The 20961-nt window shown below is 59.6% G+C and carries 18 protein-coding genes and 2 pseudogenes; 6 read left to right on the top strand and 14 right to left on the bottom strand.

The features are described from left to right. Position 1: 1 nt before the first annotated feature. From ACP7AP_RS18595 to ACP7AP_RS18630, 8 genes are all read right to left on the bottom strand, one after another. Complete coding sequence (locus tag ACP7AP_RS18595) at positions 2 to 1246, bottom strand: ABC transporter substrate-binding protein (protein ID WP_426036518.1); 1245 nt, start codon at positions 1244 to 1246, stop codon at positions 2 to 4. A 101-nt stretch (positions 1247 to 1347) separates the two neighbouring features. After that, entirely contained in the window at positions 1348 to 2226 is an 879-nt protein-coding gene (locus ACP7AP_RS18600) for a carbohydrate ABC transporter permease (protein ID WP_426036520.1), read from the bottom strand. Next, entirely contained in the window at positions 2226 to 3122 is an 897-nt protein-coding gene (locus ACP7AP_RS18605) for a carbohydrate ABC transporter permease (RefSeq protein WP_426036522.1), read from the bottom strand. Before ACP7AP_RS18605 ends, ACP7AP_RS18600 begins: the two co-directional genes overlap by 1 nt. 122 nt (positions 3123 to 3244) lie before the next feature. Next, positions 3245 to 4498 carry an ABC transporter substrate-binding protein gene (locus ACP7AP_RS18610; RefSeq protein ID WP_426036524.1) on the bottom strand — a complete coding sequence of 418 codons (1254 nt, stop codon included), beginning with the start codon at positions 4496 to 4498 and terminating at the stop codon, positions 3245 to 3247. A gap of 48 nt (positions 4499 to 4546) precedes the next feature. Further along, positions 4547 to 6073 carry an aldehyde dehydrogenase family protein gene (locus ACP7AP_RS18615; protein ID WP_426036526.1) on the bottom strand — a complete coding sequence of 509 codons (1527 nt, stop codon included), beginning with the start codon at positions 6071 to 6073 and terminating at the stop codon, positions 4547 to 4549. Between the two features lie 2 nt (positions 6074 to 6075). Next, a complete protein-coding gene (locus tag ACP7AP_RS18620) occupies positions 6076 to 6843 on the bottom strand; it encodes an enoyl-CoA hydratase/isomerase family protein (RefSeq protein ID WP_426036528.1) in 768 nt (255 codons plus the stop codon). Beyond that, the gene (locus ACP7AP_RS18625; protein WP_426036530.1) at positions 6840 to 8411 is read right to left on the bottom strand and encodes an acyl CoA:acetate/3-ketoacid CoA transferase; all 1572 of its coding nucleotides are present in this window, start codon (positions 8409 to 8411) and stop codon (positions 6840 to 6842) included. Before ACP7AP_RS18625 ends, ACP7AP_RS18620 begins: the two co-directional genes overlap by 4 nt. Continuing rightward, positions 8408 to 9091, bottom strand: coding sequence for a Gfo/Idh/MocA family protein (locus ACP7AP_RS18630; protein WP_426036532.1), 684 nt, complete (start codon positions 9089 to 9091; stop codon positions 8408 to 8410). The genes ACP7AP_RS18625 and ACP7AP_RS18630 overlap by 4 nt, the downstream gene beginning before the upstream one ends. Positions 9092 to 9604: 513 nt before the next feature. Between ACP7AP_RS18630 and ACP7AP_RS18635 the strand changes: the two are divergent. Continuing rightward, positions 9605 to 10296: pseudogene (locus ACP7AP_RS18635) on the top strand (GMC oxidoreductase); the annotation flags it as partial. Between the two features lie 276 nt (positions 10297 to 10572). Here the strand turns inward: ACP7AP_RS18635 and ACP7AP_RS18640 are convergent. The 4 genes from ACP7AP_RS18640 to iolD are packed head-to-tail and all read right to left on the bottom strand — an operon-like array spanning position 10573 to position 15130. Beyond that, a complete protein-coding gene (locus ACP7AP_RS18640; protein WP_426036534.1) occupies positions 10573 to 11406 on the bottom strand; it encodes a class II fructose-bisphosphate aldolase in 834 nt (277 codons plus the stop codon). Next, entirely contained in the window at positions 11403 to 12245 is an 843-nt protein-coding gene (locus ACP7AP_RS18645; RefSeq protein WP_426036536.1) for a 5-deoxy-glucuronate isomerase, read from the bottom strand. Before ACP7AP_RS18645 ends, ACP7AP_RS18640 begins: the two co-directional genes overlap by 4 nt. 18 nt (positions 12246 to 12263) lie before the next feature. Further along, complete coding sequence (gene iolC / locus ACP7AP_RS18650; RefSeq protein WP_426036538.1) at positions 12264 to 13229, bottom strand: 5-dehydro-2-deoxygluconokinase; 966 nt, start codon at positions 13227 to 13229, stop codon at positions 12264 to 12266. Then, positions 13229 to 15130, bottom strand: a complete 1902-nt coding sequence (gene iolD / locus ACP7AP_RS18655; RefSeq protein WP_426036540.1) for a 3D-(3,5/4)-trihydroxycyclohexane-1,2-dione acylhydrolase (decyclizing) — start codon at positions 15128 to 15130, stop codon at positions 13229 to 13231. The genes iolC and iolD overlap by 1 nt, the downstream gene beginning before the upstream one ends. 104 nt (positions 15131 to 15234) lie before the next feature. Between iolD and ACP7AP_RS18660 the strand changes: the two genes are divergently transcribed. The 3 genes from ACP7AP_RS18660 to ACP7AP_RS18670 are packed head-to-tail and all read left to right on the top strand — an operon-like array spanning position 15235 to position 18404. Next, the gene (locus tag ACP7AP_RS18660) at positions 15235 to 16335 is read left to right on the top strand and encodes a Gfo/Idh/MocA family protein (RefSeq protein WP_426036542.1); all 1101 of its coding nucleotides are present in this window, start codon (positions 15235 to 15237) and stop codon (positions 16333 to 16335) included. Between the two features lie 13 nt (positions 16336 to 16348). Beyond that, positions 16349 to 17233 carry a sugar phosphate isomerase/epimerase family protein gene (locus tag ACP7AP_RS18665; RefSeq protein ID WP_426036544.1) on the top strand — a complete coding sequence of 295 codons (885 nt, stop codon included), beginning with the start codon at positions 16349 to 16351 and terminating at the stop codon, positions 17231 to 17233. Between the two features lie 13 nt (positions 17234 to 17246). Then, positions 17247 to 18404: a Gfo/Idh/MocA family protein gene (locus ACP7AP_RS18670; protein ID WP_426036546.1), complete on the top strand. Its 1158-nt coding sequence runs from the start codon at positions 17247 to 17249 to the stop codon at positions 18402 to 18404. 4 nt (positions 18405 to 18408) lie between these two features. Here ACP7AP_RS18670 and ACP7AP_RS18675 read toward each other — a convergent pair whose 3' ends face one another. Both ACP7AP_RS18675 and ACP7AP_RS18680 read right to left on the bottom strand, forming a co-directional pair. After that, complete coding sequence (locus tag ACP7AP_RS18675) at positions 18409 to 19404, bottom strand: LacI family DNA-binding transcriptional regulator (protein ID WP_426036548.1); 996 nt, start codon at positions 19402 to 19404, stop codon at positions 18409 to 18411. 201 nt (positions 19405 to 19605) lie between these two features. Next, positions 19606 to 20064 (bottom strand): annotated as a pseudogene (locus tag ACP7AP_RS18680) (IS5/IS1182 family transposase); the annotation flags it as partial. A gap of 187 nt (positions 20065 to 20251) precedes the next feature. Here ACP7AP_RS18680 and ACP7AP_RS18685 point away from each other — a divergent pair. Then, positions 20252 to 20515 carry a hypothetical protein gene (locus ACP7AP_RS18685; protein WP_426036550.1) on the top strand — a complete coding sequence of 88 codons (264 nt, stop codon included), beginning with the start codon at positions 20252 to 20254 and terminating at the stop codon, positions 20513 to 20515. A 78-nt stretch (positions 20516 to 20593) separates the two neighbouring features. Further along, positions 20594 to 20938 (top strand): hypothetical protein, encoded by a 345-nt coding sequence (locus ACP7AP_RS18690; RefSeq protein ID WP_426036552.1) that lies wholly within the window; start codon positions 20594 to 20596, stop codon positions 20936 to 20938. The last annotated feature ends 23 nt before the right edge of the window (positions 20939 to 20961 follow it).

The raw sequence follows: 20961 nt of genomic DNA on the forward strand, positions 1-20961 counted from the left end.
TTTACTTGGTGGCTGCGATTGCGTCAGCCAAAGCCGTCGCACCTTCAACTGCGGTCATGTCCGAGTTGAAGAACTCGGTGATTGCATCGGTCGCGGCGCCCACCACGGCGGCATTTGCAGCATGCGTGCCGGCAAAGGTAGGAACAGCCGTGCCGCCCGCATCATTTGCCGCGAGTGCCGCCGAGGTTTCCTGCGCGCAGGCGTCCATTGCGGAAAGATCAATGTCGGTGCGGGCGGGAATGGCACCTTTGGCCTGATTGAAGGCGATCTGTACGGCCGGGTCCATGATGGCGCTCGCCAGCACTTCCTGGCCTTTGATCAGATCTGGATCGGTCTGCGTGAACAAGGACAGCGAGTTTACGAGATAGACAAACACGTCGCCCTTGGCCTTTGGCACCGGGATGCACGCGTAATCGGTGCCCGGCAGTTTGCCTGCATTGGTAAACTCGCCTTTGGCCCAGTCCCCCATGATCTGCATGGCGGCTTCGTCGTTGATGACCATAGCACTGGCAAGGTTCCAGTCACGACCCGGGAAATTCGGGTCAACCATGCCACGCAGTGCCACGATCTGCTCGAAAACAGCCATCATTTCGGGGCCGCGCAGGGTAGCGTCGTCGAGATCAATCAGCGCTTTGCGATAGAAATCGGCCCCGCCGACACCTGCCGCGACGGCCTCGAACATGTAGGCCTCTTGCCAAGCCTGCCCGCCGTGGGCCAGCGGGATGATCCCGGCCTCGACAAACTTCGGCGCCAGTGCGTTCAGTTCTTCCCAAGTGGTCGGATAAGCTGCGCCGATCTTGTCGAAGGCGGCCTTGCTGGCCCAGATCATATCGGTGCGGTGGACGTTCGTGGGCACGCTGACATAGTGGCCGCCGACCTTGGTGAACTCCTTGACGGCCTGCGGCAACGCCGCATCCCAACCCTGCGCGGCAGCCAAAGCGTCCACGTTGCCCAGCAAACCTTCATTGGCCCAGTCAATGATGTTCTGGCCCAGCATCAGCATGGCGGCCGGTGGGTTGCCACTGGCGATGCGAGCCTGCAACGCGGTCTTGGCCGCATCACCGCCGCCACCGGCCACGGGCGCGTCCGTCCAGGTCACTCCGTCTGCAACAACCTTGTCACGAACAGCCCCCAAAGCCGTCGCTTCGCCGCCCGAGGTCCAGAAGTGCATGACTTCCACCGAAGGTTCGGCAAAAGCCGGGCTTGCTGTGGCAAGCAGCAGCGCGGTTATGGACAAATATCGCATTTCGGTATTCCTTCATGATGTTCGCCCGAGTTCCGTTGCAAGGTTGGGCATGGGTTGAACTTGAACGCCGGGTGGTTACCGCCGCCCGGCGTTCTCCTGAACTATCCTTTCACCGAGCCCGCCATCAGCCCGCGCACGAAAAAACGGCCCGCGACGATGTAGACGATCAGTGTCGGCAGCGCGGCCAGGATCGCGCCGGCAAAGTGGACGTTGTATTCCTTTACCCCAGTCGAGGATTGCACAAGGTTGTTCAGCGCCACTGTCATCGGCTGGCTTTGCCCACCGAAAGAGGCTCCGAACAAGAAGTCATTCCAGATGTTGGTAAACTGCCAGATCACGGTCACCACGATAATCGGGCCTGACACAGGCAGCATGATCCGCCAGAAGATGCGGAAAAAACCGGCGCCGTCGATCATCGCAGCCCGGACCAGTTCCGTCGGGAAGGACGCATAGTAGTTGCGGAAGTAAAGCGTCGAAAAGCCGATGCCATACACCACATGCACCAGAACCAGTCCGGGGATCGACCCCGCCAGCCCAAGTTTGCCCAGAACGGTCGCCATCGGGATCAGCACGATCTGGAATGGGATGAAGCAGGAAAACAGCAGCAGCCCGAAGACGATCTTGTCGCCCCGAAAGCTCCATTTGGTCAGCACATAGCCGTTCAGCGCGCCAAGAATGGTCGAGATGACAACCGCAGGCACTACCATGAGGATCGAGTTCAGAAAGTAAGGCTTCAGTCCCGTAGGCTCCACCCCGATTTGGGCGGCCGACCAAGCCTGCCGCCATGGTTCCAGCGTCCAGGTGTCGGGCAGGGACATCATATTGCCCCCCGTAATCTCGCCCAGCGGTTTCAGCGAGTTGGAGATCATGACGAACAGCGGCATCAGGTAAAACAGCATGAAGATCAGCAGGATACCGTAGATGAAGACGCGGCTCATGCCCGCTGTGCTGACGGCAGTATCTTGTTCAACAGCAGCCATCACGACTTTTCCTTCAGTTCGGCGTAAAGGTAGGGGGTCATGATGGCGGCAATCGTCATAAGCATGATCACCGCTGAGGCCGCACCAATGCCCATCGAATTGCGAGTGAAAGTGTAGGAATACATGAAGGTGGCGGGAAGTTCGGTGGCCCGCCCCGGACCGCCCCCGGTCAGCGCTATGATCAGGTCATAAGATTTCACTGCAAGGTGCGCGAGGATGACGAAGGCCGACAGGAATGCAGGACGCAGCATCGGAATAACGATGCGGCGATACAGGCTGAAGTTCGACGCGCCATCAATCTGGGCGGCCTTAAGGATCTCGTTGTCGATACCGCGCAGGCCCGCCAGAAACATCGCCATGACAAAGCCCGAGGTCTGCCAGACGGCGGCGATGACCACGGTGTAGATCGCCATATCGCGGTCCTTGATCCAGTTGAACTGAAAGCTGGTCCAGCCCCAGAGGTGCATCGAGTTTTCGATGCCGATGCCGGGGTCCATGATCCACTTCCACGCGGTTCCGGTCACGATGAACGACAGTGCCATCGGATAAAGATAGATCGGGCGCAGCATGCCTTCGCCGCGAATTTTCTGATCAAGAAGAATGGCCAGCGTCAGGCCGATTGCGGTGCAGATAGTGATGTAAAGCGAGGCGAAGATCATCAGGTTGACCACCGCCACCCACCAAGCCGACAAGTTCCATAGCTTGGCGTAATTCTCAAAGCCGACCAGATCATAGCTGGGCAGCATCTTGGAATCAGTAAAGCTGAGATAGATCGTGTAAACGATGAACCCATAGACGAAGATCAGCATCGCAGCCAACGAAGGCGACAGCACCAGCTTTGGTATCCACTCTTGTAGGCGTGTACGAAAATCCACGCCGGGCGCTTGATGGGCCATCACTCCTCCTTCACCGCGCACTGCCTGCGGCTGGCATTTTATGGGTCTAGAAAGTTTGCCCGCTGGGGTTTGGCGGGGCGAAACAGTCGGAGAGGGAGGAATCCCCCCCTCCGAAACAGAGTTTACTTCGCGGCTTCGACAGCGCTGACCAGATTGGTCACAGCGGTCGCAGCATCGTATTCACCGTTGAAATGCGCGGTCACAACGTCGTAGATCGCATTCTTCACAGCGGCTTTATTGGCGTGGCCATGGGCGATCGAACCCACCAGCGTGCCGTTGGCCGAGGCTTCTGCAAGCTCCGCCATGCCTTGCTTGCCGCAAGCATCGAAGGCGTCGTTCGGAACGTCGGTTCGGGCCGGAACCGAGCCTTTGACGACGTTAAACGCTGACTGAAAGCTGGGTGACATGATCGCACGCGCCATTTCGCTCTGCGCGGCCTGTGCGGCTGGGTCAGTCTGTGCAAACATCGCAAATTGGTCAGAGTTAAAGCTGACGTCGCCCTGCGTGCCTGGAACGCGGAAGCAAAGAAAATCTGTGCCCGGCACTTTGCCAGCCTTGAGGAACTCGCCCTTTGCCCAATCGCCCATAATCTGAAATGCGGCCTCGTTATTGATGACCATTGCCGAGGCGAGGTTCCAATCGCGGCCCGAGAAGTTATCGTCAGCAAAGCTGCGCAGCGTCGCCATACGGTTGAACACTTCAACCATTTGATCTGATCCGAGTGCGGCCGGGTCAAGATCAATGAAGGCTTTTTTGTAGAACTCGACGCCGCCAACAGACAGGACGACGCCGTCAAACATCGTGGCATCCTGCCAAGGTTGGCCACCATGCGCCAAAGCGGTTTTGCCGCTGTCTTTCACCTTTTGCATTGCCGCGACGAATTCTTCCCAAGTGGTAGGCTGCGCAATGCCAAGGCCATCAAGGATGGATTTGTTGGCCCAGACCCAGTTTGTGGAATGCACGTTCACCGGCGCAGCAACCCAATGACCGTCATATTTCGAGAACGCCTGCAAGGCGGCAGGAACCACAGCATCCCAACCCTCTTCGGCGGCAACGGTGTCAAGGTTGGCAAGCTTGCCTTCGATAGCCCAATCTTGAATGTCAAAACCCAGCATTTGCACAGCTGTCGGTGCATCGCCTGCCGTGACGCGCGCGCGCAGCGTGGTCATTGCCGCTTCACCGCCACCGCCCGCAACCGGCATATCGATCCAGCCAATGCTCTTGGCCGCAAGGTCTTGCTTCAAAACATTCAGCGCCGCGGCTTCACCGCCCGAAGTCCACCAGTGCAGAACTTCAACGTCTTCAGCCTGCGCCATGCTGGTCGTCACCAGCAAAACTGCCACAAGTGCCGTATTCCTTCCAAAATAGTGACGCATGTAGGTCTCCTCCTGTTGCGTTCGTTTTTGCCGTCTCCCTGTAGGGTTTCAGGCCTTTTTCACCCAAGGTGCGCGCGTGCTGCCAACCCGCATGACAAGCGATTTCACCTCAAGGAACTCGTCAAAACCGTAAGCGCCGATCTCGCGGCCCTGCCCGGATTGCTTGACCCCGCCAAAGGCCACCTCTGGAAAGCCGTCCATCCAGGTGTTGGTCCAGACGGTGCCCGCCTGAGCGCGGCGACTGAACTCAAGGCAAGTCGAGATGTCGTCGCACCAGATCCCGGCGGACAGGCCATAGGTTGCGTCATTGGTAAGCTGGATGGCTTCCTCAAGCGTGCCGAAGGTCAGCACCACCAGAACCGGGCCGAACACCTCTTCACGGGCAATCACCATGTCGGGTGTCACCCCTCGCATCACGGTCGGCTGATAGAACTGATCGCCAAGGCCCGGAATTGTCAGGCTGTGGCCGCCGATGCAAACCTTGGCTCCGGCCGCGACGGCAGCACGGACATAACTGTCGATCTTTGTCGCATGTTCGGGCGTCACAATCGCCCCGACCTGCGTGTCAGGGTGAAGAGGGTTGCCAAATGCCACCTGCCGCGACAACTCGACCACCCGGGTCACGAAAGCATCGGCAATGTCTTCATGCACGATGATCCGGCTGGAAGAGTTGCAGCACTGCCCGACGTTGAAATAGATGCCAAAGGTCACGGCATCGGCGGCACCCTCAAGATCACAATTCGGGAAGATCACCTGCGGGTTTTTGCCACCCAGTTCCAGCGCCACTTTCTTCAGAGTGTCGCCAGCCCTTTTGGTGATCAACTTGCCGACGGCGGTTGACCCGGTGAAGGTCACCATGTCGACATCTGCGTGGGCGGTCATCAGGCTGCCAACCGGGCTACCATAGCCTAGAACAATGTTGCAAACTCCGGCGGGCAGACCAGCCTCAACAAGCATCTCTGCCAGCATTGCGGTGGTCGAAGGTGTCACCTCAGACGGTTTCACGACACAGGTGCATCCGGCGGCCAGCGCGAAGGGCAGTTTCTGGCTGAGGATCCAGAACGGGAAATTCCACGGCGTGATGATCGACACCACGCCGATGGGCTCCTTCAGTACCACTGCCAGTATGTCCGCCCCAAGCGTGTTATGGCTGTCGCCGTGGCTGGTGCGGGCAAGGGACGCTGCATAGCGCCACAGGTCCGCCGCCCCGCCACATTCGCCGCGTGCCTGAGAAATCGGCTTGCCGCTCTCCAACGTTTCGATCAGTGCCAGCTTTTCGACATTGACCTCGATCAGATCTGCCACCTTGTTCAGCACAGTGGCGCGCGCCTTGCCCGAAAGGCGGCTCCAGCGGCCATCGTCAAAGGCCGCGCGGGCGGCTGTGATCGCGGCTTCGGCCTCAACTTCAGACCCCAGCGCGGCTTGGCTGACCACAACGCCGTGCGAAGGTGAGATTCGGTCGGATTTACGGCCATCAACACTGTCTTGCGCGACGCCATTGATGAAATGACGGGCCTGATAGGCCGTTTTCGGCAGCGCGACCGTTTGGCCCGAGATGATGTGCAAATCTTTCATGGCTAATTTCCCGAAAACTCTGGTTTGCGCTTTTCGCGGAATGAGGCGACGCCTTCATCCCGGTCGGTGGATGCGGCGATTGCGGCACTTCCCAGTGCCTCGACCATCGCAGCGCGATCTTCGCCCTGCGCGGCGTGGATCATGGATTTAGAAATCTCGATCGCGCGCGGCGACAGGGCGACGGCGCGCTCCAACAGTGCCAAAGCCGAGGCGCGCGGGTCATCGCCCACGGCGGCAACAAAGCCGCAGGCCAGCGCACGGTCGGATTTGATGCGCTGACCAAACAGCGCCATTTCCTTGACCATCGCCTCGGGCATCAGCCGCATCAGCCGCTGCGTGCCTGACCAGCCCGGTACAATTCCGACGCCAGCCTCAGGGAGGGCAAGGCTGGCGCCGGTCGCCATCACCCGCACATCGCAGGCGGCAGCAAGTTCCAGCCCGCCACCAAAGGCGTGGCCGTTCAGAACTGCAATGGTGGGCTTTCCCAGCCGCGCCAGCCGGTCGAAAATCCGGTGGCCGTCACGCACCCAGTGGCGGGCAAACTCGGCCGGGCTCAGGTCGCCCCAGCCATTGATATCGGCCCCGGTACAGAACGCGCGGTCGCCCGTGGCCGTCAGCATCACTGCGGCTATGGTGGTATCGCGATCGATCACTTCTAGATACGCGGCGAGTTGGCCCAACATCGGGGCACTAATGGCGTTCATTTGGGCCGGATTATCGAGGCACAACTCGACCACGTTTCCGAGGCGTATCAGGTGAATGGCGCTCATTTGCCCCACCCCATTGGCGTGTCGGCCAACAGCGACAGCGGCAGGGTGATGGCATCCGGCGCAATCTGCACCCGCCCGCCGGATGCGGCAACGATATCGCGGGCAGGGTCAATGCCGGGCATGATCTCGGTAGCGATCAGGCCGGTTTCACCCAGCCGGATCACGCAGCGTTCGGTGATGTAAAGCACGTCCTGGCCCAAAGCTCGCGCCCGTTTGCCGGAAAAGGTGACATGCTCGACAGCTTCAACCATCTTGGTGAACTTTCCAGGAGTGACGACTTTGATGCCTTCGGGGGTCAGATCAATCTGTGCGCCAGCCTCGAACCAACCTGAAAACACGATCTTTTTGGCGCCAGAGGTGATATCGACAAATCCACCGCAACCCGCTGTCAGATAAGGTTTTTTGCCAAGTTTCGAGACGTTGACGTTGCCTTCCGCGTCGACCTCAAGGAACGAAAGGAACGACACATCGAACCCGCCACCTTGGAAATAAATGAACTGCTGAGGCGAGGGCACGAAAGCATCGGCGTTGGACGCACAGCCAAAGGCAAATCCGGTCAGCGGCATGCCACCAACAGCGCCCTGTTCAATGGCCCAAGTCACCGCCTCTGGCTGACCTTCTTCCAGAAGAATACGCGGCACAATGGCCGAGATACCAAAGCCCAGATTGGCGGTCATGCCGGGGCGCAACTCCATCGCTGCGCGGCGTGCAATGATCTTCTCGACACCATGTTCGGCTAGGGTAAAGCTGTGCCACGGCCGCATGATCTGGCCGGAAATCGCTGGGTCATAATGGGTTTCGCAGGTTTGTTTCTGATCGGGGTCGATCACCACCAGATCAACCAGATGCCCCGGCACCCGCACGTCATGGGGCCGCAAGGACCCGCGTTTGGTCATGCGGCTGACTTGGGCAATCACCAGACCGCCGTGATTGCGCACGCAAATTGCCTGCTCCAACCCGCCCAGATAGGCACCTTCGTGTTCATAGGTCAGGTTGCCGTGCTCATCCGCCGTGGTGGCGCGCAAAATGGCAACGTTCGGGATGATATTGGGGAAATGCAGCCAGGTGTCGCCGCCAAACTCAACCCGGCTAACGATGGGCGAGGCCGCGCCCGCCGCGTTCATAGCGCAACCTTCGCGGATTGGATCAACGAAGGTTTCCAAACCCACCTTGGTCAACACGCCAGGGCGGTTTGCTGCCGCATCCCGGTTCATGTCAAACAGGATGCCCGAGGGCACGTTATAGGCTGCCACCCGGTTTTCTACGACCATCTTCCAGATTTCCGGCATCGGCTTGCTGGAAGGACCAGATGGATAAGACCCCCCCAGGATGCGCGCCAGAAGTCCGTCCTTGGCAATGTGATCAACACCCTTGACGCCGTACATGTCACCGGCTGCAATCGGGTGAATGGTGGTCAGATCACGCGGGTGGCCATCTGCATCAAAGCGCGCGCCGATCGCCGCCAGCACAAGGTCCGGGCAGCCCAAAGCTGACGACGAAGACACCGTGACGACAGACCCATCGCGAATGCGGGCGGCTGCATCCGCGGCACTTGTCAACTTGCTCATCGGGTCTCTCCATAGTTCACGGTCTGGCACTGGCCGGTGCGCGCGGCATCGCGAACTGCACAGGCAATCTTCAGGGATTTCACCCCGTCGCGTCCCGACGCAGCAGGCTTAGCCGTGCCCGCCATCGCCACGCAAAAATTCCGCATGACATTCTCGTAAAGCGCGCTGCGGTCGTATTCGATGCGGGCTGTTCTCTGCGCAGTGATCAGATCAATCTTGCCCACAGGCTCTTGCGACAGCACGCTTCGCACCAGAATGGAGCCCTCGCTGCCATGCACTTCCAGCCCCGACGCAGCGAAGAGATGGGTAAAGCTTTCATGGCTGAACACCATGGCACCCGAGGGCATCACCCAGACTGACATCGCGCTGTCTTCTACCCCTTGGCCCAGCCCGGTGGCATCCATGTGGGGCACGGCTGAAACCGGGCCTTCTCCCAGCAAAAACCGGGCGGTATCGGCGTTGTGGACCGTCAGATCGGCAATCATACCGCCGCCCGCAACTGGATTGTCCAGCCGCCAGCCCTGCAGATGGATCGGTAGTTCCACCGCATGAAACACCCGTAATGACAGCGCCTTGCCGATCTTGCCTTCGGCGATCAGGTTGCGGATGGCGCGCAGGCTGCCCGCGCTGCGCAGATGGTGATCGGCAATCGTGCTTGCCCCGATAAGCGTCAAGTTCACAGCAACGCCCTCCCAGAACACATTTATGGATCGTTCCATATTCATAATGGAGGAATTTATACGCTGTCAATAGGAACGTTCCATAATCACGCTCTAGATAAATCAGAAAGTAAAGACCATTGATCTTGTTGGGTTTCTAGGTGGCAAGTACTGCTGCCGCCGGGCCAAAGGTGACAGGACCAGACTGCAACTGCCCGACGTTAGAATCAGCGGCGGCACGAGTCAGGCAACCGAATTCTCGGGAGACTCGGCCACATAGTGAAAAATCTGACCCTACAACAACCCCCGCAGAACGCGTTGGATGGCAGCGCGGCTCTCAAGGCGCTCTTGGCGGTTCAGGGCCGCATCAAGCCCTTCGCGCGATGCAAAATTGACGGCAAGAACCAGCGGCACGTTGGGGCATGATCGTCGCGGTCGGTAACTATGTGCCGCCCACTGCGTTCGCCAATGTGGCCGACGGCATGACCTTTGAGCGCTACAAGATGGCTTCGGCCCGATGGAGGCAGGATATGAAACCTTTGGGGCAAGGCACTGATCGGGGCGCAATGGCTTTTTACCGGCAAGGGTCTGGGGACCAGAAAACAGTTTGAAGCCTGTGCCTTTATCGGGCCGAAGATGCAGGTGGATTACCCCGATATTCAGTATCATTTCCTGCTGTTCGCCGTGTGTTATGATGGCCGCGCCGCAGTCAAAGGTCATGGGTTTCAGGCCCATCTCGGGCCGATGCGGTTAAAATCGCGAGGGTCGGTGACGGTGCCCCTGTGTTAGGGGGATCCGATGGATGCACCGAGGATCCTGTTCACTACATGTCCGACCCTTCGGATTGGAAGGATTATCGCAGTTGTATTCGCCTGACTCGCGAGATTTTCGGTCAGGATGCCATCAAGGGCTTTGTGAAATACGAAATCCAGCGAGGGGCCGGGGTGCAACGCGATCCAGAGATGAATGCCTTTATCAAACAGCATGTCGAAAGCGCCTATCGCCCATGCGGGGCGGCGCGGATGGGGCGGTGCGATGATCCGATTGCGGTGGCGGGCGCCGGCTGCCGGGTGATCGGGGTTGAGCGGCTGAGGGTGGCCGACAGCTTGATCTTCCTGCGCGTGACCAATAGTAATCTGAATGCCCCCTAGATCATGGTGGGGGAAAAGGCGGCAGATTGTCTGCTGGGGCGGGTGCCACTTGTGCCTTCCCATCAGCTGCCATGAATCAACCCGGCGTGGGCCAGCAGCCAGAGTTATATATACCTCGAGGTTTTGGTCTGATTTCACCTGAAATCAAATTTATACCAAGCGCTTGTTATATCCTTGTTTTTAGTCTTGCCTTTGCAAAGCTGGTTTCGGCGCTGGACTGAGGCGATGCTGAAATCATTGGTCGGCTAACAGAGGTTGAAAGCGAACGCGCCCCAGCAGACCGCGTTTGATAGCCACATTCGCATTCATCTCGATCATCGCGTTGTAAGGGCACGGCTTGGGATTGGCGGGTCAGATCCCGGACAGGCTCTTGATAACCGTCCTTGCCGCAGCGCTCACCGGATCAATGGTTTCTCGCAGCAGTTGAATACGGTCAAATCTGTTGGGATCTTGGGCCATTGCGGACCGCAATGCAGCACCAAAGGCCATGCGAAGCTCGGTGCCGATATTAAATTTGCAAATCGTGGTTTCGCGCGCCAACTGATGTCGCCGCGCCGCCATAATGCCCGATCCGCCATGCAGGACCAGCGGTAAATTCGGGGCCGCCGCCTGAATGGCCTGCACACGGGCCAGATCGACGGTCGCATCCGGCCGGATCATCAAATGGCTGTTACCGACAGAGACCGCCAGCGCATCCACCCCGGTTTCGCGGACAAAAAGCGCCACTTCGGCGGGGTCGGTTCCAAGGGAGTGCGCCCCGCCGTGATATCCGACATAGCCCAGTTCGGCCTCGACAGACACGCCTTGCCGGTGCGCAAAGCTGACGATTTCGGCGGTTCGGGTGATGTTCTCGGCGAGCGGCAAGGCAGATCCGTCATACATCACCGACGTGAAGCCGCAGTCGATCGCCATTTGGCATACGGCGGCATCTTCACCATGGTCAAGATGCGCCACAACCGGAACCGAGGCGGCCTCGGCCAAGGTGCGAAACATCGCACCCATCACCGGCAAAGGCGTGTGGGCGCGACAACCGGGCCCGGCTTGCAAGATGACTGGGCGTTGCAATGCCTCGGCTGCGTGGACATAGGCTACAGCGTCCTCCCAGCCAAGCACCACCAACCCGGCCACGGCGGTGCCATCGGTCAGGCAGGGGGTCAGCACCTGTTGCAGCGTAGCAAGGCTCATTTGAATTTGGCGATCATATCTTTGATTCCGGGAATAGTTTCGATCTGATCGGCATGGCTGGGTTGAAAATATTGCACCAACGAACGTTGGGTTTCGCCGGCAAGAACGGTGAAATAATACATCTCATAACCCGGAAGCACGCAACAGGGATGATAGCCCTTGTCGATGGCAACCGTTGATCCGTCAACGATATGGTAGGCGTCACCCGATTTGCCATCCTCACGTTGCAGCATTTGCAGACCCGAGCCGTGGGGCGGATTGAAGCGGAAGTTATAGGCCTCGTCGTGGCGGGTTTCGTCGGGCAGGCGGTTGGTGTCGTGCTTGTGGCTGGGAAAGCCGGACCAGCCTCCGGCACCAACGGTGTAAAGTTCCGACACCAGCAATCGGCCGACGCGGCCATGGTATTTGGTGCCAAGGATATGCTTGATTTTCCGGTGGGTCTTGGTGTCATCGGACCCGTATTGCACTGGGTCAATATCGCCTGCGCGCACCGCAAAAGCAGGCAACACCTGATCAAACAGCGCGCCCGCGATGAAGATTTCGGCGTGATCGGATTGGCACGTCAGCGTGGCAGCCATTCCTGAGGAGATATAGACGCCTTCGGGCGCGCCATCCCAGACATTCAGGCGGCGGGTGCCGATGGTGGCAAAGCTGTCGGTGCCGGTCTGCACGTCGATGGTGCCAGTCGCGGGCACGAGGCAGGTCTCATATCCGGGCACATGCGAGGTGAAGCTTTCGCCACGTGTCAGTTTGACGATGTTGAAATACACCAACGGCACCTTCGGGTGACCCGCTGCGATGATGGCCTGATTTTGGTTGTCATAGGGGGCAATGTGCATAAGCGGCCTTTCGGATCGTCAATACTGGCTGATGAAGTGGTCGAGTGCTGCGGTATCGGGCGAAGCCGGGGCGCAGCCGATGCCTGCCACGATGAGGGCGGCGGTCGCCGCCCCGCGCCGGACAGAGGTTTCAAGGGTATGGCCCTGCGCCAATCCCGCCAGAAGCCCCCCCATAAAGCCGTCACCAGCGCCCATCGGTTTCCGGGCGGTGACGGGAAAAATTCCGGTCTCGAAGCTATAATCAGGTGTAAAGGTGATCGAGCCCGCCGCACCGCGCTTGTAAATGGCGAGCAGCGCGCCGTGGCAGGTCAAAGACTTCGCATAGGGCTTGCCCTTGTCATGGCTACTGGCCAGCAAGCCAAATTCATCATCATTCCCGACGATGATATCGGATGCGGCGCTGGCTTGGTGGCAAATCAGTGCGGCCTCTGCTGGCGAAGTCCATGAATAGGCACGATAGTCGATATCCAGAACAACCAAGGCCCCTGCCATGCGAGCTTGCGCCATGGCGGCAAAGCTGGCGTGGCGCGAGGGCTCGCAGGCAAGCGCCGTTCCGGTGACCACAAGGGCTGCGACGCCGGAATAATCGACTGCCGCCACGTCGGTATCGCACAGGCAAAAATCGGCGGCTCCGTTTCGGTACAGAACGCTTTGGCAGTTGCTCGCAATGGTTTCCACCACCGCCAGTGAATTGCGCGCCTCGCCAGCCGTTGCGCGCAGATAACGGGTATCGACGCCGTAGCGCGTAAGTTCAGCGACGCAATAGCGCCCGATCGGATCATCGGACACGCAAGTCAGCAGCGCCGCACCAACACCCTGACGGGCAAGCGCCACCGCGATATTGCCCGCAGACCCACCAATCGCCGCGGTATACCGCTGCGCCTGTTCAATCCGCGTCCCGGGGGGATCGGCGTAAAGATCCATGCCAACCCGACCCAAGACCACGAATTGGTTCAGTTTGATCCGCTGCCACAGCCGCTGCATCACAGGCCCCGCCTTTGATTGGCGCGACCGGCTTCGATCTTGGCGCGGGCGGTTCCAATAGCTTCGCGCGTGCTGACTTCGGGGGTTCCGACCTCCCACCAAGCGTGGCCTTGGTCGGTCCAACCTTCGTGCGCATCAACTTTCATCACGATGACACAGGTGCGGTCGGCGATTTTTGCCCGCGCGAACGCGGCCCCAAATTCATCGACCGACGCCACCTCTTCGGCAATCGCCCCCATTGCGCGGGCGTGGGCGGTGAAATCGACGCCAAACGGTGCTGCGATGGTCGGGCAATCGGCAAAAAGCGTGTTGAAGCTTGCATTGCCCGTGTTGTTTTGCAGCTTGTTGATGACTGCAAACCCACCATTATCCAACACCAGCACGATCAGTTTGTGGCCCGAAAGCACCGATGAATAGATATCCGAATTCATCAGCAGATAAGACCCGTCGCCCACAAAAACCACAGTTTGCGCGTCTGGCTGGGTTTCGGCTTGCGCGATGCGCGCGCCCCAGCCGCCTGCGATTTCATACCCCATGCAGGAAAAGCCGAACTCGACGTCTACGGTGCCGATGCCAAGGCTACGCCAGTTGGCGGTTATCTCGGCAGGCAAACCTCCTGCGGCGGTGACGATGCGGTCTTGCGGCGTGCAAAGCGCGTTCACTGCACCGATGGCCTGCGCATAGCTGGGCAATCCATTGCGTGGGGCAACGTTGTGCGCGACATAGGCATTCCAATTCTGTCGCTCGGCTTGTGCCAAAGCCAGCCAATCGGTTGGGGCGCGGTATTGGCCAAGCGCCGAATCCAGCGCCGCCAACCCAGTTCGCGCATCACAAACCAAAGGTTGCGACAGATGTTTGCACGCGTCGTGGCGTGCCGCGTTCAGGTTGATGATGCGGCTGTCCTGAGCGAACGCGGCCCATGATCCGGTGGTGAAATCTTGCAAGCGCGTGCCAACGGCAAGGATCACGTCGGCGGATGCCGCGACTGTATTGGCACTGTCTGATCCGGTCACACCCAGAGGGCCGATGTTCAAAGGATGATCCCAAAGCATATTCGCGCGCCCGGCGATGGTTTCCACAACCGGGATCGCGTGACGTTCGGCAAAGGCAGTTAACTCTGCCACAGCGCCCGAATATTGCACGCCACCACCCGCAATCATCAGCGGGCGTTTCGCTGCGCTCAAAAGCGACACAGCCGCTGCAACCTCCACCGGGTCCGGGGCGGGACGGCGAATACGGTGAATGCGCGGTTCAAAGAAGGCGGCGGGGTAATCATACGCCCAGCCCTGCAAATCTTGCGGCAACGCCAAGAACACCGGGCCGCAATCTGCAGGATCAAGCATGGTGTTCAGGGCGGCGGGCAGGCTGTTCAGGATCTGGGCTGGGTGGGTGATGCGATCCCAATACCGGCAAACCGCGCGAAACGCATCTGTCACGCCAAGTGCCGGATTACCGAAATGTTCAAGCTGTTGCAGCACCGGATCTGGCAGGCGCGTGGCGAAGTTGTCGCCGCACAGCATCAGCATCGGCAGGCGGTTGGCATGGGCCAAGGCCGCAGCCGTCAGAAGATTGGCGGTGCCAGGCCCGGCAGAGGCGGTGCAGAACATGAAGCGCCGCCGCAGTTGCGCCTTGGCGTAGGCCGCCGCTGCAAAACCCATACTCTGCTCATTCTGTCCGCGATAAAGCGGCAACTCGTCCCGCGCGGCATAAAGCGCCTCGCCCAACGACGGGGCGTTGCCATGACCAAATATGCCAAAACCACCCGCGCAGACCCTCTGCACCTGCCCGTCAATTTCAATGAACTGATTGGCCAGAAAGCCTACGATGGCCTGCGCTACGGTCATCCGCAGGGTCGCCGTTTTCAAATCGCCTGCGGGCAAACTGGTCGTGGTCGGGTCCATGCTCGTGCCTTTTTGCCTGAGGGTCGGAATCGCATTGACGATGCATCGCCAGTTACGATATCAATTTTGCAACCGGTTGCAAACTGTTTCGAAGGAAGTCCGCCATGCGCGAAATAGGCATAGGAATTGTTGGCGGCGGCTACATGGGCAAGGCGCATTCGGTGGCGATGGCGGCTGTGGGCGCGGTGTTCAACACAGCACTTCGGCCCCGGCTTGAGATGATCTGTGCCACCTCGGATGCCAGCGCCGAGCGCTATCGCGCCGCTTTTGGCTTTGCGCGGGCGACTGCGGATTGGCGGGCATTGGTGGCGGACCCGCGCGTTGAAGCCATAGTGATCGCCAGCCCGCAAGAAACCCATCGTGCCATCGCCGAAGCGGCATTTTCCGCGAACAAACCGGTGTTTTGCGAAAAACCGCTCGGCGCAAATCTTGATGACAGCCGCGCGATGGTGGCGGCGGCGCAGGCCTCGGGCTGCGTCAATATGGTTGGGTTCAACTATATCCGCACGCCCGCTTCACAATATGCCCGCGCCCTCGTGCAGCGCGGCGAGATCGGCGATGTGATCTGGTTTCGCGGCGAACACAGCGAGGATTTCGACGCCGATGCGACCAAGCCCGCGACCTGGCGCAACTTTGGCGCGGCCAATGGCACAATGGGCGATCTGGCCCCGCATATGATCAACGCGGCGCTTGCGTTGATCGGCCCGATCGCCCGTCTCAGCGCCGATATCGCTACGGTTCATTCAACACGGCCGGGGTCCGAAGGGGGCGTGTTGAACGATGATATCGGGCAGTTCATGTGCCGGTTTGCCAATGGTGCTATGGGGCATCTGTCATTCAGCCGCGTGGCCTTGGGCCGTAAAATGGGCTATGCCTATGAAATAACGGGAACAAATGGTGCAATCCGCTTTGATCAGGAAGATCAGAACGCGCTTTGGCTTTACCGCGCTGATGATGCGCCGGGACAACGCGGGTTCCGCAAGATCCTGACCGGACCTGACCATCCCGATTATCTGGAATTCTGTCAAGGTGCCGGCCATGGCACAGGATATCAGGATCAGATCATTATCGAGGCGCGGGATTTCCTGCGCGCGATCGAAACCAATCAATCGATCTGGCCAAGTTTTGCCGATGGCATGGAGGTCAACCGCATTATCGAGGCCGCACATGCCTCGGCTCGGTCAGGCAAATGGATAGATCTATAGGAGGATGTCAAAGATGATAAAGATCGGCAATGCGCCGTGCTCTTGGGGTGTTGAATTCGCCAATGACCCGCGCAACCCGGATTGGCGCCGTGTGCTGTCCGATTGCGCGGATGCGGGCTATAAGGGCATCGAGCTTGGGCCGATTGGATTCATGCCAGAAGACCCGGCGATTCTCGCCGATGCCTTGGCTGAAAATGACCTGACCCTGATTGGCGGCGTGGTGTTTCGCCCGTTTCACGACAGCGCCAAATGGGACGACCTGTGGGACGCGGCAGAGCGCACCTGCAAAGCCTTGGTGGCCCATCGCGCCCAGCATTTGGTCCTGATCGATTCGATATCGCCGCGCCGCGCCGCCACCGCCGGACGCGCTGTCGAGGCCGAAAAGATGGACCCGGCCGAATGGGAAGGCTTTGTCGACCGCATCCGCCGCGTGGCCCAGTTGGGTGTTGATCACGGGTTGACCGTTGGCATCCACGCCCATGCCGCGGGCTTCATCGACTTTGAGCCGGAACTAGAGCGGTTGCTGTCCGAAGTGGACGAAGGCCTGCTGAAAATCTGTTTTGACACCGGCCACCATTCCTATGCCGGTTACGACCCCGTGGCCTTTATGCGCCGCCACATCGACCGGATTTCCTATATGCACTTCAAGGACATCGACCCTGCAGTCAAAGCCCGTGCCGTGGCACATCACACGGGGTTCTATGAGGCCTGCGGGCAGGGAATATTCTGCAATCTTGGCACCGGCGACGTGGATTTCGCCAGCGTACGGCAGGTATTGCTGGACGCAAATTTCAGCGGCTGGTGCACGGTTGAACAAGACTGCGACCCAGCGGGCGGCACCTCGCCTATTGATGATGCGCGCGCCAATCGCGCCTATCTTTCCTCCATCGGCTTCTGAGAAAGGTCGGACTATGAAAAGACTGAACTGGGGTATGATCGGTGGCGGCAACGGCAGCCAGATCGGCCCGGCGCATCGGCTGGCGGCAGGGCTTGACGGCCATTTCAGCTTTGTCGCCGGCGCGCTGGATCATGATCCCGCTGCGGGCCGCGCTTTCGCGCAGTCGCTGGGAATCGCCGCCGACAGGGCATATGGCGATTGGCGCGAGATGCTGGAAGGCGAGCGCAACCGCGCCGACAAGATTGATCTGGTCACCGTCGCCACGCCCAACGCCACCCACTATGAGATCAGCAAGGCATTTTTGCAGGCTGGCATCACAGTGCTGTGCGAAAAGCCGATGACAGTGACGGAAGGTGAGGCGGAAGATCTGGTTTTGACCGCCCGTGCAAGCGGTGCGATTTGCGCGGTGAACTACGGCTACACCGGCTATGCGCTGGTGCGGCACATGCGAGCGATGGTGGCGCGCGGCGATATTGGCCGCGTCCGGTTGGTGGTGGCGGAATTTGCCCATGGCCATCATGCCAATGAAGCCGACGCTAACAATCCGCGCGTGCGCTGGCGCTATGATCCGGCACAGGCGGGGGTTTCGGCGCAATTCGCCGATTGCGGCATCCACGCTTTGCACATGGCCAGCTTTGTCACCGGGCAAGAGGTGGCGAAGCTGTCGGCAGATTTCGCGTCCTGCCTGCCTTCGCGGGTGCTGGAAGATGACGCAATGATCAACTTCCGTATGGACGGTGGCACCGTTGGTCGGCTTTGGACTTCGTCGGTAGCCATCGGGCGCCAACACGGCCTGGCCATTCAGGTCTTCGGCGAGACCGGCGGTCTACGCTGGAGCCAAGAGCAGCCGAACCAGCTTTTTTACATGCCGTTGGGGCAACGTTTGCAGGTAATCGAGCGCGGCGAGGGCAATCTTTCACCTGAAGCCGACCGCGCCTCGCGCGTCACCGTCGGTCACGCCGAGGGCATGCCGCTGGCGTTTGGTAACATCTACCGCGATCTGGCGGAAAGCCTGTTTGCCGCAAGGGAAAACCGTGCGCCAGATCCGGCGATTTCGCTGTTTCCGACCGCCGAAGATGGTCTGCGATCTATCGCCGCCATTCATGCGGCTGTGGCCTCGGCGGGCCAAGACGGCGTCTGGGTTGATGCGCGACCGGCGCTGTTTCGCTGACAGGTCAAGGCATCGGCCGCAGTGTGCGGCGTTCGACGATATGGCAAGGAAACAGCCGGGCCTCGGGGATCGCTCCGGGGTCCGCAAAGCTGGAAATGATCAGGTTGATCGACGCGCGCACGATGTCCTCAAAGGGTTGATGGATCGTGGTCAGCGCAATGTTCGCCCAACAGGCCATTGCCATATCGTTCAAACCGATGATGCCCAAATCCGTCGGCACAACCAGACCCGCATCCTGCGCCGCCGACAGAGCTCCGATCGACAAGACATCATCGCCGCAGAAATAGGCTTCGGCTGATGTGCCCCGCAGCAGGCGGGCCATTTCAGCGCGGCCGGCTTCGAAACTATACGCACCAGCAAAGCTGACCAAAGGCGTCACAGCCTTTGCCTTGGCCGCCGCGACAAAGCCTGCAAGGCGGTCTTGCGTGGTCGAGGCCTGCTCGGGCCCGCCCATGAATCCGATACAACGATAGCCCCGGGCGATCAGGGTTTGGGCCGCCATTGCTCCGGCCTCAAAGTTGTCGATGCCCACCACATGCACGGTTGGGGACAGTGTGGCGCGGCCAAAGGCATGCACCACCGGCAGGCCCGCATCGCGAAACGCCCGTGCAAAGCCTACCGGCAGATGCGAGGAAGCCACGATCACGCCATCGACCGAATATTGCCGCAACAGTTGCACCGAACGTGCCGGGTCGGTTTCATCCGACAGATTGACCAACAGCGGGCGCAAACCCTGCTCTTGCAGGCCGCGGGTGAAAAGGTCGAAGATCTGCAAGAAGACCGGATTGTGGAAGTTGTTTGAAACCAGTCCGACCAGTTGGGTTTTCCGTGTTGTCAGGCTGCGGGCCAGGATGTTCGGGCTGTAGCCCAGTTCGGCAGCCGCGCTTTCAACTTTTGCGCGGGTCTTGGCCGAAACCGAAGCCCCATCCGTAAATGACCTCGAAACCGCCGCCCGCGACACACCCGCTCGTGCTGCAACGTCTTTCAAAGTGATTGCCATGCCGTTCTTCATCCCGCGCTGTCCAATGCTTCAAGGCAACGTAACGGTCGGCGCCGCGATTGTCATTGCGTCTGCGAACCATGATCATCGTTGCAAGGTGCGATGCAGGATGTTGCGCTGACCACGGCTTCCTACCGCACAACTCACGTTTTGGCTCCAATGGGCTCTGTTGCACAAACTGGCTGACGGCCGGACTTCTTGTTATTCCGGAAAGCCCTGTCCCGTGCCCTTTGTGACAGGGATGCCTCGCGGTGAAGCCGTTCAGAACAGCAACACGAACCTGGAACTCCACGACCTGACGGTCGACGTCCCGCGCCATAACGTGCTGGCCCCGCAGTTTCACGCAATGCACTTTGTTTCGATGCGGCTTCAACGGTGGTCGCCGCTCCATCGTCGCCAGAGCGCGCGACCAATGTATTTCGACGCACGCAGGGCTTCGGTGCGCGCGACCGCGCCTGCTGTGACAGTCTTCCACGGCTTTGCCTTTTTGCATGACGGGATGCTTGCGACAGCGCCGTGGGTTGGCGATGTCCTGATCAGCGGCGATCTGGGCCAACAGATCGGGCAGCATGGGGGCGTTCCCAACGTTGCTGCTGGTGATCTTGATCGCCCTGATTTCCAACGTTTGCTCGTCGATCCGAGATGAACCTTGCGCCAAACGCAGCCTATTCGGGTTTTGGCCGTGGCATCAAAATCGGCAAAGCTGTTTGGTGTGCTTGCAGATATCGGCGAAGGGCTGCAACCAAGCAACCGGTGGGTGGGAGCAGCCATCGCCGGGGTCTGGGTTGCGACGAGAACCGCTACTCTGACCGAATTTATCTTGTTTGGCACGAAGGGGGCAACTGAAATGCTGTCACGCATTGCTTCTGGCGCGCCTACTCAATCCTACAATCTTTTCACCGAAACCTGCCGATCGCTGTTCGGGAACATCCGGCGGCGGTCCTTTCAGGCCGCAGGCAGTCCGTTTTGCGATCTGTCTGATACCTCACTCGGGGCGTGTCGGCTGTCCAAGATGTCGGCATCGCCGCATGGCGTGATCGGTAATAAAGTTGCTGCGCGCAGCAGCGACGAGGATTGCATCAAGGTTCTTGTGCAGATCGAGGGCCAGTAGAATTCTCGGCAGGGCAGGCTTAACGACCGCCTGAAAAGCCACTACGCGGTGATCTGAGACCCCTGAAGGCCGTATTTCGTGGTCAACGCAACCCATGTCGATCAGGTGATTTTGCAAATCCCACGCGCGGCTTTGTCGGATCGCGCGCTAAAGCGCCTCGCCAATCCGCTGATCCTGCCCGGCGGACCGGATCATCAATCCGCCACGCTGGCGTCTTTCATCGAAACCTCGGCCAAGGCCGCCGCCACCATGCGCAGCGAGGTGAAAGCGTCACTGAGGGTGTCGCTGACCTGTTTCGCCGAAGGTCTGATCTGCGACAGCTTCGCGTCGTCCATGGTGGAAACCATGGATTCCGACTCGCTTTTGCTGCGCGTTAGCGGCTCAAGGTTTATGTCCATGGCCATCTCGCCGACCATAAGCTGACGCTGGATATGTTGGTCCATGCG

Source organism: Cypionkella sp. TWP1-2-1b2, assembly GCF_049896245.1.
Classification (GTDB): Bacteria; Pseudomonadota; Alphaproteobacteria; order Rhodobacterales; family Rhodobacteraceae; genus Cypionkella.